This is a genomic window from Streptomyces sp. NPDC007162, from assembly GCF_040634175.1.
GTDB lineage: Bacteria > Actinomycetota > Actinomycetes > Streptomycetales > Streptomycetaceae > Streptomyces.
Window position 1 is genome coordinate 1 of sequence record NZ_JBEYFC010000041.1, and the last position, 13,034, is coordinate 13,034.

The window sequence follows — 13,034 nt, forward strand, 5'->3', positions numbered from 1 at the left end:
CTGGCGTTGACTTTTGGCACGCTGTTGAGTTCTCAAGGAACGGTCGCTTCCTTTGTACTCACCCTCTCGGGCTTTCCTCCGGGCTTCCCTTCGGTCTTGCGTTTCCGACTCTATCAGATCTTTTCTCGATCCGATTTCCTCGGTGCTTTCCAGGTTCCCGCTCTCGCGTTTCCCTTTCCGGCGGTTCCGACTCTATCAGATCCTTTCGGCCCTGATTCCCCGTCAGAGGGGGTTGTCATCCCGACTGTTGGGCCGTTCCGACGAGTGAGACTTTAGCGGATTCCCGACCTCCGAGCTAATCGGGGGCCGCGTCCTTTCGAACGTGGATTCCTCATTTCGCGAATACGCACGCCGAAGCAACACGACACCGTGGCGCCGATCGCTGGTTGGTACTTGCGGAATGGCTGTCCGGGGACCGACCGGGGTCGGCGCTCACGTCGGACAACTCGGAGAACAGTACGTATCCGGTTGGGGTGTGTCAACTTGCGGCAGCACGGCTGCCCGGCGACGTATGGTGGACGACATGACTACGCGTACGTGTACCCAGCAGTGGTGGGCCGCCTGACGGCGGCCGCGCGCTCACGTACGCATCCAACGGCCGCCGCTTCGGCGGCCGTTCGTGTTTCTCCCTCCGGAACTCCTGAGGGCCGGCCGCCCGGGACGGCGGCTCCGGCCAGGAGGTGGAGAAGGAATGACACGGGTCTTCAGCGGGATCAAGCCGACCGGGCACCTGACCCTGGGGAACTACCTGGGGGCCATGCGGCAGTGGGCCGCGGTGGACCAGCATCGGGCCGACGCCGTGTTCTGCATCGTCGATCTGCACGGGATGACCGTGGACCACGACCCTGCGCGGTTGCGCAGGCTCACCAGGCAGGCGGCGACGCTGCTGCTGGCGGCGGGGCTGGATCCGGAGCTGTGCACGGTGTTCGTGCAGAGTCACGTCGATGAGCACACCCGGCTGTCGTACCTCATGGAGTGCGTGGCGACGGACGGCGAGATGCGGCGGATGATCCAGTACAAGGAGAAGGTCGCGAGCGAGGGGACCCGGGGGCGCGGGGTGCGGCTGTCCCTCCTGACCTATCCCGCGCTGATGGCGGCGGACATCCTGGCGTACGGGGCGGACGAGGTTCCGGTCGGCGACGACCAGACGCAGCACGTGGAACTGACGCGGGACCTGGCGGTGCGGTTCAACCAGCGGTACGGGCACACGTTCGTGGTGCCGAAGGCGACGGTGGCGACCGTGGCCGCGCGGGTGATGAACCTCCAGGATCCGACGTCGAAGATGGGGAAGAGCGACGACTCGGGGCCCGGGATCGTCTATCTGCTCGACGAACCCGACGTGATCCGGAAGAAGGTCATGCGCGCGGTGACCGACAGCGGACAGGACGTCGTGTACGACCGGGAGGAGCGGCCGGGGGTCGCGAACCTGCTGGAGATTCTCGCAGCGTGCACGGGCGGGAACCCTGAGTCACTGGCAACCGTTCACGATTCGTACGGCGCTCTGAAGCGGGCCACCGCGGAGGCGGTGGTGGAGGTGCTGGGACCCGTGCAGGCCAGGCACAAGGAGTTGTGTGCCGATCCGGGTTATGTGGAGGAGGTGCTGCGGCATGGGGCGGACAAGGCGCGGGCGATCGCCCGGCCGATCGTCGATACGGCTTACCGGGCGATCGGGCTGTTGCCGCCGGGAGCCTTCTCGGGGACGGCCGCCCCGGGGCCGGCGTTGAACGCGGCGCGGTAGACCACCGTCCCCGTGAGGTCGGTCCGGACCTCTCGGTTCCTTCTTGACCTCAGTCCTTCTTGCCGGAGGCCAGCTCGCGGCTGCGGTCGCGGGCTGCCTCCAGGGCGGCGATGAGGGCTGCCCGTACGCCGTGGTTCTCCAGTTCGCGGATGGCGTTGATGGTGGTGCCGGCGGGGGAGGTGACGTTCTCGCGGAGCTTGACGGGGTGTTCGCCACTGTCCCGGAGCATCACGGCGGCGCCGATCGCGGACTGGACGATCAGGTCGTGGGCCTTGTCGCGGGGCAGGCCGAGCAGGATGCCGGCGTCGGTCATGGCCTCGACCAGATAGAAGAAGTACGCCGGGCCCGAGCCGGAGAGTGCGGTGCAGGCGTCCTGCTGGGACTCGGGGACGCGCAGCGTCTTGCCGACGGCGCCGAAGATCTCCTCGGCGTGGGCGAGGTGGGCTGCGGTGGCGTGGCTGCCGGCGGAGATGACGGACATCGCCTCGTCGACGAGGGCGGGGGTGTTGGTCATGACACGGACGACCGGGGTGCCCGGGGCGAGGCGCTCCTCGAAGAAGGAGGTGGGGATGCCGGCGGCGCCGCTGATGACGAGGCGGTCGGCGGGCAGGTGGGGGGCGAGTTCGTCGAGGAGGGTGCCCATGTCCTGGGGCTTGACGGTGAGGATCAGGGTGTCGGCGGTCTTCGCGGCCTCGGCGTTGGTGACCGGGGTGACTCCGTGGCGGGTGCGGAGTTCTTCGGCGCGTTCGGGGCGGCGGGTGGTGACCAGGAGGTCGGCGGGTGCCCAGCCGCCGCGGATCATCCCGCTGAGCAGGGCTTCGCCGATCTTGCCGGTGCCGAGGACTGCGACTTTCTGACTCATGCGGTTCAGTCTGGCACCGGATTCGGGACGGCGGGGGTGGCTGTCCGCTGGACGGACGGGCGGCGGTGTCCTCGCCGCGTCCCGGGTCCGACGTCCGCGGCACTAGGCCGTGCGGCGCTTCAGGGTGGCGGCTCCCAGGACCAGGACGAGCAGGGCACAGCCGGCGACGATCAGGATGTCCCTGACGAAGGCGGTGGTCATGTCGGTGTGGTGGAGGACCTCGTTCATGCCGTCGACGGCGTAGGACATGGGCAGGACGTCGGAGACGGCTTCCAGGACGGGGTGCATGTCGGAGCGAGGGGTGAAGAGGCCGCAGAGGAGGAGTTGGGGGAAGATCACCGCGGGCATGAACTGGACCGCCTGGAATTCCGAGGCCGCGAAGGCCGAGACGAAGAGTCCGAGGGCCGTGCCGAGCAGGGCGTCGAGCAGGGCGACCAGGAGCAGGAGCCAGGGTGAGCCGGTGACGTCGAGGCCCAGGAACCAGACGGCCAGGCCGGTGGCGAGGGCCGACTGGATGATGGCGAGGATGCCGAAGGCGAGGGCGTAGCCGGCGATGAGGTCGGCCTTGCCGAGGGGCATGGCGAGGAGGCGTTCGAGGGTGCCGGAGGTGCGTTCGCGGAGGGTGGCGATGGAGGTCACCAGGAACATGGTGATGAGCGGGAAGATGCCGAGGAGCGAGGCGCCGATGCTGTCGAAGGTGTGCGGGCTGCCGTCGAAGACGTAGCGGAGCAGCACCAGCATCAGGCAGGGGATGAGGAGCAGCAGCGCGATCGTGCGGGGGTCGTGGCGGAGCTGGCGCAGGACGCGGGCGGCGGTGGCGGTGGTACGGGAGAGGTTGAGGACGCTCACGGGAGCGGCCGGGGTGGTCGCCTGTCGGGTGGTCATCGTGCCGTTTCCTTTGCGCGGGACTGGGCGGCCGCCGTGTCGACGAGGTGGAGGAAGGCGGCTTCGACGGTGTCGGAGCCGGTGCGGGTGCGGAGGGCTTCGGGGCTGCCGTCGGCGAGGATCTCGCCGTCGCGCATGAGGAGGAGGCGGTGGCAGCGCTCGGCCTCGTCCATGACGTGGGAGGAGATGAGGAGGGTGGCGCCGCGGTCGGCGGCGATGGTGTGGAAGAGCTGCCAGAGGTCGCGGCGCAGGACGGGGTCGAGGCCGACGGTGGGTTCGTCGAGGACGAGGAGTTCGGGGGCGCCGAGCAGGGCGACGGCCAGGGAGACGCGGTTGCGCTGGCCGCCGGAGAGGTTGCCGGCGAGGGCGTCGGCGTGGCTGGTGAGGTCGACTTCGCCGAGGACGCGTTCGACGTCGGTGCGGCGGTCGGCGGTGGGACGGGCGGGGTCGAGGACGGAGCCGAAGTAGTCGAGGTTCTGGCGGACGGTCAGGTCGTCGTAGACGGAGGGGGCTTGGGTGACGTAGCCGATGCGGGTGCGCAGGGTGGGGTGGCCGGCGGGGCTGCCGAGGACGTTCAGGGTGCCGGTGACCTTGGCCTGGGTGCCGACGATCGATCGCATCAGGGTCGACTTGCCGCAGCCGGAGGGGCCGAGCAGACCGGTGATCTGCCCCCGGGGGACGGTGAAGTCGAGGCCGCGCAGGACGGTGCGGGGGCCGCGGGTGACGGCGAGGCCGGTGGCCTGGACGGCGGGGGGCAGGGCTGTGCTGCCGGGGGCCTGGGGCGGCTCCGGCGAGTAATTCACCATGCGATGAATAATGCGCCGGGGGGACAGGGGCGTCAAGGGGCGGGGCTGCGCACCGCCGCCCTCACCCACCCGCACCCGCATCCCGAAGCAGTCGCCCCCGGTCGTCGGCCGCCGCCCCGTCGCCCGGCGCGGCTCAGTCGTTGAGGGCGACGAGCAGGAGGACGTCGTACGTCTCCTCGACGACCGCGTCCGGGAAGGCCTTCAGGAGGTGGGCGCGTTCCTCGGTGAGGAAGGCGGTACGGCGGTCCTCGGGGATGACCAGGAACGCCGAGTGGCTGCCGATGTTGGCGAGGTGGGTGTCGACGGAGACGCGGCGGCTCCAGCGGACCTCGCGGCGGGTGAAGCGGAGGCGGCCGCTGGGGTCGGCGAGCTCCGTGCGGTCGGCGGCCTTGCGCTTCTCGGCGGCGGTGGCCACGCCGAGGAAGCGGCTCAGCCGGTCGTTCTGGGCGACGATCCAGTCGACGTCGACGGCGTCGGTGTTCCACCACAGCGCCAGCGCGCCGCCGGGACGCAGGACGCGCAGCGCCTCCGGCACGGAGCGGGCGGGGTCGGTCCAGTGCCAGGCCTGGGCGTAGGTCACGAAGTCGGCGGTGTCGGCGGCGAGCGGGAGGGCGTTGCCGTTGCCGCGCACGATCGGCACGTCGGGAAGGGTGGCCCGGAACTGCGCCGCCATGCCCTCCCCCGGCTCCACCGCGAGCACGTCGGCGCCGCGCGCGTGCAGCAGGGCGGTCGCGATGCCGGTGCCCGCGCCGACGTCGACCGCCCTGGCCCCGGTGAGGGACCGGCCGGCCTCCTCCTCGACGGCGTCGAGCAGGGCGGACGGGTAGGAGGGGCGGTTCGCGGCGTACTGGGCCGCGGCGGAGTTGAAGGAGTGGGCGCGGGTGGCGTGGGAGGGGGTGGGGGCCGGGGGGCGTGACTGGCTTGTGGTCATGCGGTCATCGTCCCGGGGCGGGGCAGGGGACGACAGGGGATTTCCGAGTGGGGGCGGCTCGGGTGGCCGCACCGTGCGTACGGGCTCAGCGCTTCCGCTTCTTCTTCGACGGGTTGCCCGTGCGTCGGGTGGTGCGGCGTTCGTGTTCCTGGACGGCGGTGTCGTACTCGGCGCGGTGGAGTTTCTCCCCGGGGGCCTCGGTGAGGGAGCGGAAGAAGTAGGCGAGCAGGGAGCCGACGAAGCCGATGGCGAGGAGGCCGCGCAGGGAGGCCTGGCGTTCGGGGTCGGGGCGCTTGCCGAAGGAGTCCCAGGTGTTGCGGAAGGCGAGGGCGCTGCAGATGGCGAACATCGCGACGACGAGGACGGTGACGAAGGCTCCGGTGTCGGCGAGCTGCACGCCCTCGTAGGCGAGGCGCAGGATGAGGCAGGAGGCGACGGCGGCGGCGAGCGAGCCGATGGCGACGCCGATGCGGCGGGCGGTGTAGCCGTCGTCGTGGTGCACCCAGGACGTGCCGAAGAAACGGAGGGGCTCGGGGCGGGGGCCGCCGGTGGAGCCCGCGGGGCTGTCCGGGGTGCCTGTTTCGTCGCTCACGGGACGATTATGGCGCCGGGGGCTCCGCGGGCTCCGGGTCGGGGTGCGAGGTCAGGAGCAGCGGTCGGCCACGTAGCCGTCGCTGCCGGTGTGGACGTAGGTGTCCGAGACGTATTCGCCGTTGTCGATGTTGTCCCAGATGTTCGACGTGCCGTAGTAGCCGGAGACCGTTGTGCCGGGGGTCTGGCAGAAGATGGGGACGCGGGTGCCCTCGGGCAGGGTCCGCGTGATGCTGTAGTTGGTGCCGGGGCCGCTGCGGACGTTGAGGCGGACGCCCGGCGCGACCGCGTACGTCGCGACGGATGCCGCCAGCGCGGTGACGGCCGCGTCCTCTCCGTTGCTCCCGGCTTCCTGCGCGTGCTCGACAGACATGTGGTGCTCCCCCCACTGGACCCATGAGCGCCATGGAGTCCCGTTGATTCCCCTGGATCGAGCCACGAAACACCCGTCCGCAACTCGAACGCGGAGGCTAGCAAGCCGCCTCTGTGTCGCACGAGTCATCGACTAGGCTCCGTGCGTCGCGCTCCGCGGAAACAGCACGGGGGTGGTCCCTTGACGCCACAGCGCAACACCGGAGCGGGCGCGGAAGCGGAACTTCCCGAGTACGCCGGGCACTACCGCCTGGAGTCCTGCCTGGGCTCGGGTGGCATGGGCGTGGTGCATCTGGCCCGCAGCACCTCGGGACTGAAGCTCGCGGTGAAGATCGTGCATGCCGAATTCGCCAAGGACCGTGAGTTCAGGGGCCGTTTCCGGCAGGAGGTGGCCGCCGCGCGCAAGGTGAGCGGCGCCTTCACCGCCCCCGTCGTGGATGCCGATCCGGAGGCGGAACGGCCCTGGATGGCCACCCTCTTCATTCCCGGCCCGACGCTCTCCGAGCAGGTGAAGCGGAACGGTCCGATGGCACCTGCCCAGTTGCGCCGGCTGATGGCCGGGCTGGCGGAGGCGCTGGGCGACATCCACCGGGTCGGCGTGGTGCACCGGGATCTCAAGCCGAGCAACGTGCTGCTCGCCGAGGACGGTCCCAAGGTCATCGACTTCGGAATCTCCCGGCCGAAAGACAGCGAACTGCGCACCGAGACCGGAAAGTTGATAGGTACCCCGCCGTTCATGGCGCCCGAGCAGTTCCGGCGGCCGCGTGAGGTGGGGCCTGCCGCGGACATCTTCGCGCTGGGGTCGGTGCTGGTGCACGCGTCGACCGGGCGGGGGCCGTTCGACTCGGACAGTCCGTATGTCGTCGCCTACCAGGTCGTGCATGACGAGCCGGACATCACCGGGGTGCCGGAGGAGTTGGCTCCGCTGGTGCTGCGGTGCCTCGCCAAGGAGCCCGAGGACCGGCCGACGCCCGATGAACTGATGCGGGAGATCAGGTCGTTGGCCGCGTCGTACGACACGCAGGCGTTCATACCGGCACAGCGGGACAAGGACGAGGACGGCGTCGGTGACCCGCCGGAGGAGCGGCCCCCGGCCGCGCCGGAGCCGAAGGTGCGAGGTTCGTGGCAGGCCACCCGGCGGCGGGTGGCCTTCGCCGCCGGGTCGGGCGTCCTGGTCCTGGGCGGCCTGGTCGGCTCTGTGCTGTGGCCCGGGGACAGCGATCCGAAGCCCGCGGGCAGCACCGGGCACGGCTCCACCACCGCGTTCGAGGCGTGGCAGGCGGACGCGGGGGCCAAGAACGGCTCCGGGATGCCGCACTGCGTGGCCGGGGCCGGGAAGTTGCTGTGTTTCCGGTCGGGGCTGGCCTTCGCACTCGACCCTGCCGACGGGCATCTGCTGTGGCGGCACAGGGTCGTGGAGGAGCGTACGAGCGGCTCGCCGTTCCTGTCGGGTGGGCTGCTGCTGTTGCCGACGGACGGGGGCCGGCATGTCGAAGCCCTGGATCCCGCCTCGGGTGCGTCGCGTTGGACGCTGGACCTTCCCGCGTTCCAGAGCCTGGAGGTCACCAGGAGCATGCTGCTGGCCGTCGGGTCCGACGGGGTACTCAGCGGCGTGGACAGCGGCTCCGGCCGTACCCGGTGGAGCCGGCCCCTGTCCGGCGGCGGCGCGCCGTCCCTGGACTCGTTCGCCGGAGATCCGCTGGTCTACGCGACCAGCACCTCCGACCACGGGACGCACACCGTGGTCACCGCGCTCGATCCGGCCACCGGCGCCGAGCGCTGGGTGGTCCGGCTGGCAGGGGATCTGCGGCCGGTCGGCAGTGCGGGCGGATCCCTGTTCCTGCTGTCCGTGAGGACCTCCGCCGGGGAGACGGACGGGGTCGTGCGCTACACGCCGGAGGCCGGGGCCACCCGTCGGGTGGCGCTGCCCGTGCCCCGGGTGGCTCCGGGGGCCACGGTGCGCGGTGACGTGGTCTATCTGCTGTCCGCCGGCGGTTCGCTGGAAGCCGTCGACATCGAGAGCGGCAAGCAGCTCTGGGCGCTCCAGACCTCGGTGAGCCGGGGCTCGGCGCCCGTGACCGACGGCCGGTACGTCTACTTCACCGCGGCCGACGGACGCCTGCTCGCCGCCGACGCCCGCAGGGGGACCCTGGTCGGCCAGACCCCGGCGCGGCTCGGCGCGAACGCGAGTGAGGTCACGGCGTCGCTGTCGGCTCCGCTGATCCTCGCCGCCCACATCTACGCCACCGCCCCCGACGGCACCGTCTTCGCCGTGGACGCGAAGGATCCGCGGGACTGGTGACGTCGTAGGGACGGATCAGGGGCCGCTCCCGTGCGGGAGGCGGCCCCTGGTCGCGTGCCGGGGTTCAGCCCAGCTTCGACACGTCGCGGACCGCGCCCTTGTCGGCGCTGGTGGCCATCGCCGCGTAGGCGCGGAGCGCCGCCGAGACCTTGCGCTCGCGGTTCTTCGGGGCGTACTCGCCGTTCAGGGCCTGCTCGCGGCGGGACAGCTCGGCCTCGTCGACGAGGAGCTCGATCGTGCGGTTCGGGATGTCGATGCGGATGCGGTCGCCGTCCTCGACGAGGGCGATGGTGCCGCCGGAGGCCGCCTCGGGGGAGGCGTGGCCAATGGAGAGGCCCGACGTGCCGCCGGAGAAGCGGCCGTCGGTGATCAGGGCGCAGGTCTTGCCGAGGCCGCGGCCCTTGAGGAAGGACGTCGGGTAGAGCATCTCCTGCATGCCGGGGCCGCCCTTGGGACCCTCGTAGCGGATCACGACGACGTCGCCGTCGGTGACCTGCTTGTTGAGGATCTTCTCGACGGCCTCCTCCTGCGACTCGCAGACGACCGCGGGGCCCTCGAAGGTCCAGATGGACTCGTCGACTCCGGCCGTCTTCACCACGCAGCCGTCGACGGCGAGGTTGCCCTTGAGGACCGCGAGGCCGCCGTCCTTGGAGTACGCGTGCTCGACACTGCGGATGCAGCCTTCCGCCGCGTCCTCGTCCAGGGCCTCCCAGCGCTCGGACTGGGAGAAGGCCTCGGCGGAGCGGACGCAGCCGGGGGCCGCGTGCCACAGTTCCACGGCCTCCGGGGAGGGCGAACCGCCGCGCACGTCCCACGTCTTCAGCCAGTCCGCGAGGGAGGGGCTGTGGACGGAGTGCACGTCCTCGTTGAGGAGGCCGCCGCGGTGCAGTTCGCCGAGGAGGGCGGGGATGCCGCCGGCGCGGTGCACGTCCTCCATGTAGTAGGTGCGGGTCTTCGCGACGTTCGGGGCGACCTTCGCCAGGCAGGGGACCCGGCGGGACACCTCGTTGATCTGCTCCAGGCCGAAGGGGACGCCCGCCTCCTGGGCGGCCGCCAGCAGGTGCAGGATCGTGTTCGTCGAGCCGCCCATCGCGATGTCCAGCGCCATCGCGTTCTCGAAGGCCGCGAAGGTGGCGACGGAGCGGGGCAGGACCGTGTCGTCGTCCTGCTCGTAGTAGCGGCGGGTGATGTCCATGACCGTCCGCGCGGCGGCGACGTACAACTGCTTGCGGGCCGTGTGGGTGGCCAGGACCGAGCCGTTGCCGGGGAGGGAGAGGCCGATCGCCTCCGTCAGGCAGTTCATCGAGTTGGCGGTGAACATGCCGGAACAGCTGCCGCAGGTCGGACAGGCGTTCTCCTCGATCCGGAGGATGTCCTCGTCCGAGATCTTGTCGTTCACCGCGTCGGAGATCGCGTCGACGAGGTCGAGGGTGCGGACCGTGCCGTCGACCAGGGTCGCGCGGCCGGCCTCCATGGGGCCGCCGGAGACGAAGACCGTCGGGATGTTCAGGCGCAGGGCGGCCATGAGCATGCCCGGGGTGATCTTGTCGCAGTTGGAGATGCAGACCAGGGCGTCGGCGCAGTGCGCCTCGACCATGTACTCGACCGAGTCCGCGATCAGGTCGCGGGAGGGCAGGGAGTACAGCATGCCGCCGTGGCCCATCGCGATGCCGTCGTCCACGGCGATCGTGTTGAACTCGCGCGGGATGCCACCGGCCTCCGTGATCGCCTCGGAGACGATCCGGCCGACCGGCTGGAGGTGGGTGTGGCCCGGCACGAACTCCGTGAAGGAGTTCGCGACGGCGATGATCGGCTTCCGGCCGATGTCCGCACCGGGTACACCGGAGGCGCGCATAAGGGCGCGGGCGCCCGCCATGTTGCGACCGTGGGTGACTGTGCGGGACCTCAGCTCGGGCATCGTCGCTCGCTCCTTCAGACAGATAGGGCTGCTGACGAGCGTACGCCCGTTGCCCACGGCTCGGGACGCGCCGTCCGAAATACGGGACGGATGTCTCAGCGGGACTGGGTCAGGGAGCGGTCAGGTGCCCCTGCACCACCGGAGCGACCCGCGCCACGATCTGCTCCAGGTCCGCCGACGCCAACGGCTCCACCTTGATCACATAGCGCAGTACCGCGCAGCCGACCAGCTGCGCGGCCGCCAGTTCGGCGCGCAGCTCCGCGTCCGGGAGGTCCAGCTGTCCGGCGATCCGGCGCAGCAGCTGGGTGGCGATCAGGCGGCGGAAGACGGCGGCCGCGGTCTCGTTGTTGACGGCGGAGCGGACGATCGCCAGCAGGGGCGTACGGGTGGTCGGGTTCTCCCAGACACCGAGGACGAAGCGGGTCAGACGTTCGCCGACGCCGTCCGGCGGGCCGTCGGCGAGCGCGGCGGGCGCGTTCAGCGCGGGGGCGAAGGCGACCGAGACGGCGGCCTCGAAGACCTGTTCCTTGGTGCCGAAGTAGTGGTGGACCAGGGCGGAGTCGACCCCGGCCGCCTTGGCGATACCGCGTACGGACGTCTTCTCGTAGCCCCGTTCGGAGAACTCCTCGCGGGCTGCGGCGAGGATACGGTCCCGGGTGCCGGCCGACTCGGTGCGCGGTGGGCGGCCACGGCGGCGGGCGCCGGGGCCGTGGTCGGCGTCGGTCATCGGCGGGGCACCTTCACCGCGGAGGCCAGGTGCAGGCGGGTGAAGGCCAGGGCCTCCGCGAGGTCGGCCTCGCGCTCCGCGCCGGACATCGCGCGCCGGGTGTTGACCTCGATGACGACATGCCCGTCGAAGCCGGTGAGCGCGAGCCGCTCCAGCAGCTCGGCGCAGGGCTGGGTGCCGCGTCCCGGCACCAGGTGCTCGTCCTTGGCGGAGCCGCGGCCGTCGGCGAGGTGGACGTGGCCGAGCCGGTCGCTCATGCGGTCGAACATGGCGAGGGTGTCCACGCGGGACGTCGCGGCATGGCTGAGGTCGATCGTGAAGTGCCGGTAGTCGTCCTTCGTGACGTCCCAGTCGGGGGCGTACGCGAGCATCTCGCGGTCGCGGTAGCGCCACGGGTACATGTTCTCCACCGCGAACCGCACGTCCGTCTCGTTCGCCATCCGCCAGATCCCCTCGACGAAGTCGCGGGCGTACTGGCGCTGCCAGCGGAACGGGGGGTGTACGACGACCGTGCTCGCGCCCAGCTTCTCGGCGGCGGCCCGGGCCCGCTGGAGCTTGACCCAGGGGTCGGTGGACCAGACCCGCTGGGTGATCAGCAGGCAGGGGGCGTGCACGGCGAGGATCGGGATGCGGTGGTAGTCGCTGAGCCTGCGCAGGGCCTCGATGTCCTGGCTGACCGGGTCGGTCCAGACCATGACCTCCACGCCGTCGTAGCCGAGGCGTGCGGCGATCTCGAAGGCCGTCGCCGTCGACTCCGGGTACACGGAGGCCGTGGAGAGCGCGACCTTCGCATCCGGGATGCGGACGACGTCCCTTGGATTTGCCACGAGGGACAGGTTACGGGGTGCGGGCGGGTGGGCACGGGGCGGCTGCTCGCCGTTGTGACCACCGCCATGCGCGACGCCCGCGGAGCGCTACGCCGAACCCATGTGATCAAGCCGCCGCAGGATCACGCCCTCCCGCAACGCCCACGGGCAGACCTCCACGCTCTCCACCTCGAACAGGTCCATCGCGGCCTCCGCCACCAGGGCGCCCGCCACCAGCTGGTTCGCCCGGCCCTCCGACACTCCCGGCAATGCGGAGCGCTGCGCCGTGTTCATGGCCGCGAGCCTCGGGACCCAGGTCTCCAGGGAGTTCCGTTTGAGTTCGCGCTGCACGTAGAGGCCCTCGGCGGAACGGGCCGCGCCGGCGATGCGGGCCAGCTGCTTGAACGTCTTGGAAGTGGCGACCACGTGGTCCGGGGCGCCGAAGCGGCTGAACTCGCCGACCGTGCGGGCGATCTCGGCGCGTACATGGCGGCGCAGGGCCCGTATGTCGTCGGCGGCCGGCGGGTCGCCGGGGAGCCAGCCCGCGGTGAGCCGGCCGGCGCCGAGCGGGAGGGAGACCGCCGTGTCCGGTTCCTCGTCGATGCCGTAGGCGACCTCCAGGGAGCCGCCGCCGATGTCCAGGACCAGCAGCTTTCCGGCGGACCAGCCGAACCAGCGGCGCACCGCGAGGAAGGTCAGCCGGGCCTCCTCGGAGCCGGTGAGGACCTGGAGCTCGACGCCGGTCTCGGCCTGCACGCGCGCGAGGACGTCGTCGGCGTTGCTGGCCTCGCGTACGGCGGAGGTGGCGAAGGGCAGCAGATCCTCGACGCCCTTGTCCTCGGCGGCCTGCAGGGCGTCCTTGACGACACCGACCAGTTTCTCGACCCCGTCGGGGCCGATCGCGCCGTTGCCGTCGAGGAGTTGGGCGAGGCGCAACTCCGACTTGTGCGAGTGCGCCGGCAGCGGGCGCGCGCCGGGGTGTGCATCCACCACCAGCAGATGCACCGTGTTAGATCCCACGTCGAGGACACCGAGTCTCATGTACGGAACTGTACGGAACGCCGCTGACCGCGGGTGCTGAGCAGTCCCCGCCGGC

Annotated in this window: 12 protein-coding genes; 2 read left to right on the forward strand and 10 right to left on the reverse strand. The window is 71.1% G+C overall.

Annotated features, from left to right (window positions below; translation table 11 throughout):
- Window positions 1–691: 691 nt before the first annotated feature.
- Complete coding sequence (trpS, locus tag ABZ646_RS07460; protein ID WP_360514016.1) at window positions 692–1,738, forward strand: tryptophan--tRNA ligase; 1,047 nt, start codon at window positions 692–694, stop codon at window positions 1,736–1,738.
- A gap of 49 nt (window positions 1,739–1,787) precedes the next feature.
- Here trpS and proC read toward each other — a convergent pair whose 3' ends face one another.
- From proC to ABZ646_RS07490, 6 genes are all read right to left on the reverse strand, one after another.
- Window positions 1,788–2,600, reverse strand: coding sequence for a pyrroline-5-carboxylate reductase (gene proC, locus ABZ646_RS07465; protein ID WP_360514019.1), 813 nt, complete (start codon window positions 2,598–2,600; stop codon window positions 1,788–1,790).
- A 102-nt stretch (window positions 2,601–2,702) separates the two neighbouring features.
- On the reverse strand, window positions 2,703–3,485 hold the full coding sequence (locus ABZ646_RS07470) for an ABC transporter permease (protein WP_360514022.1): 783 nt from the start codon (window positions 3,483–3,485) through the stop codon (window positions 2,703–2,705).
- A complete protein-coding gene (locus tag ABZ646_RS07475) occupies window positions 3,482–4,291 on the reverse strand; it encodes an ABC transporter ATP-binding protein (protein ID WP_360514024.1) in 810 nt (269 codons plus the stop codon). Before ABZ646_RS07475 ends, ABZ646_RS07470 begins: the two co-directional genes overlap by 4 nt.
- 133 nt (window positions 4,292–4,424) lie before the next feature.
- Window positions 4,425–5,222, reverse strand: coding sequence for a class I SAM-dependent methyltransferase (locus tag ABZ646_RS07480; protein ID WP_360514027.1), 798 nt, complete (start codon window positions 5,220–5,222; stop codon window positions 4,425–4,427).
- Between the two features lie 85 nt (window positions 5,223–5,307).
- A complete protein-coding gene (locus ABZ646_RS07485) occupies window positions 5,308–5,814 on the reverse strand; it encodes an EamA/RhaT family transporter (protein WP_360514030.1) in 507 nt (168 codons plus the stop codon).
- A 51-nt stretch (window positions 5,815–5,865) separates the two neighbouring features.
- Window positions 5,866–6,186 carry an SH3 domain-containing protein gene (locus tag ABZ646_RS07490; protein WP_360514033.1) on the reverse strand — a complete coding sequence of 107 codons (321 nt, stop codon included), beginning with the start codon at window positions 6,184–6,186 and terminating at the stop codon, window positions 5,866–5,868.
- Between the two features lie 180 nt (window positions 6,187–6,366).
- Between ABZ646_RS07490 and ABZ646_RS07495 the strand changes: the two genes are divergently transcribed.
- Window positions 6,367–8,487: a serine/threonine-protein kinase gene (locus tag ABZ646_RS07495; protein WP_360514036.1), complete on the forward strand. Its 2,121-nt coding sequence runs from the start codon at window positions 6,367–6,369 to the stop codon at window positions 8,485–8,487.
- Window positions 8,488–8,551: 64 nt separating this feature from the next.
- Here the strand turns inward: ABZ646_RS07495 and ilvD are convergent, their stop codons facing one another.
- From ilvD to ABZ646_RS07515, 4 genes are all read right to left on the reverse strand, one after another.
- Window positions 8,552–10,405 (reverse strand): dihydroxy-acid dehydratase, encoded by a 1,854-nt coding sequence (gene ilvD, locus ABZ646_RS07500; protein ID WP_360514039.1) that lies wholly within the window; start codon window positions 10,403–10,405, stop codon window positions 8,552–8,554.
- Window positions 10,406–10,514: 109 nt separating this feature from the next.
- Window positions 10,515–11,132, reverse strand: coding sequence for a TetR family transcriptional regulator (locus tag ABZ646_RS07505; RefSeq protein ID WP_360514042.1), 618 nt, complete (start codon window positions 11,130–11,132; stop codon window positions 10,515–10,517).
- Window positions 11,129–11,959 (reverse strand): sugar phosphate isomerase/epimerase, encoded by an 831-nt coding sequence (locus ABZ646_RS07510; protein ID WP_360514045.1) that lies wholly within the window; start codon window positions 11,957–11,959, stop codon window positions 11,129–11,131. Before ABZ646_RS07510 ends, ABZ646_RS07505 begins: the two co-directional genes overlap by 4 nt.
- Window positions 11,960–12,046: 87 nt before the next feature.
- Entirely contained in the window at window positions 12,047–12,979 is a 933-nt protein-coding gene (locus ABZ646_RS07515; protein WP_360514048.1) for a Ppx/GppA phosphatase family protein, read from the reverse strand.
- Window positions 12,980–13,034 lie beyond the last annotated feature (55 nt).

Bases quoted from the DNA above. Each gene is read 5' to 3' on its own strand.
- ABZ646_RS07505 (WP_360514042.1), bottom strand. From the start codon at position 11,132: ATGACCGACGCCGACCACGGCCCCGGCGCCCGCCGCCGTGGCCGCCCA.
- ABZ646_RS07490 (WP_360514033.1), bottom strand. From the start codon at position 6,186: ATGTCTGTCGAGCACGCGCAGGAAGCCGGGAGCAACGGAGAGGACGCG.
- ABZ646_RS07470 (WP_360514022.1), bottom strand. From the start codon at position 3,485: ATGACCACCCGACAGGCGACCACCCCGGCCGCTCCCGTGAGCGTCCTC.
- ABZ646_RS07475 (WP_360514024.1), bottom strand. From the start codon at position 4,291: ATGGTGAATTACTCGCCGGAGCCGCCCCAGGCCCCCGGCAGCACAGCC.
- ilvD (WP_360514039.1), bottom strand. From the start codon at position 10,405: ATGCCCGAGCTGAGGTCCCGCACAGTCACCCACGGTCGCAACATGGCG.
- proC (WP_360514019.1), bottom strand. From the start codon at position 2,600: ATGAGTCAGAAAGTCGCAGTCCTCGGCACCGGCAAGATCGGCGAAGCC.
- ABZ646_RS07480 (WP_360514027.1), bottom strand. From the start codon at position 5,222: ATGACCACAAGCCAGTCACGCCCCCCGGCCCCCACCCCCTCCCACGCC.
- ABZ646_RS07515 (WP_360514048.1), bottom strand. From the start codon at position 12,979: ATGAGACTCGGTGTCCTCGACGTGGGATCTAACACGGTGCATCTGCTG.
- trpS (WP_360514016.1), top strand. From the start codon at position 692: ATGACACGGGTCTTCAGCGGGATCAAGCCGACCGGGCACCTGACCCTG.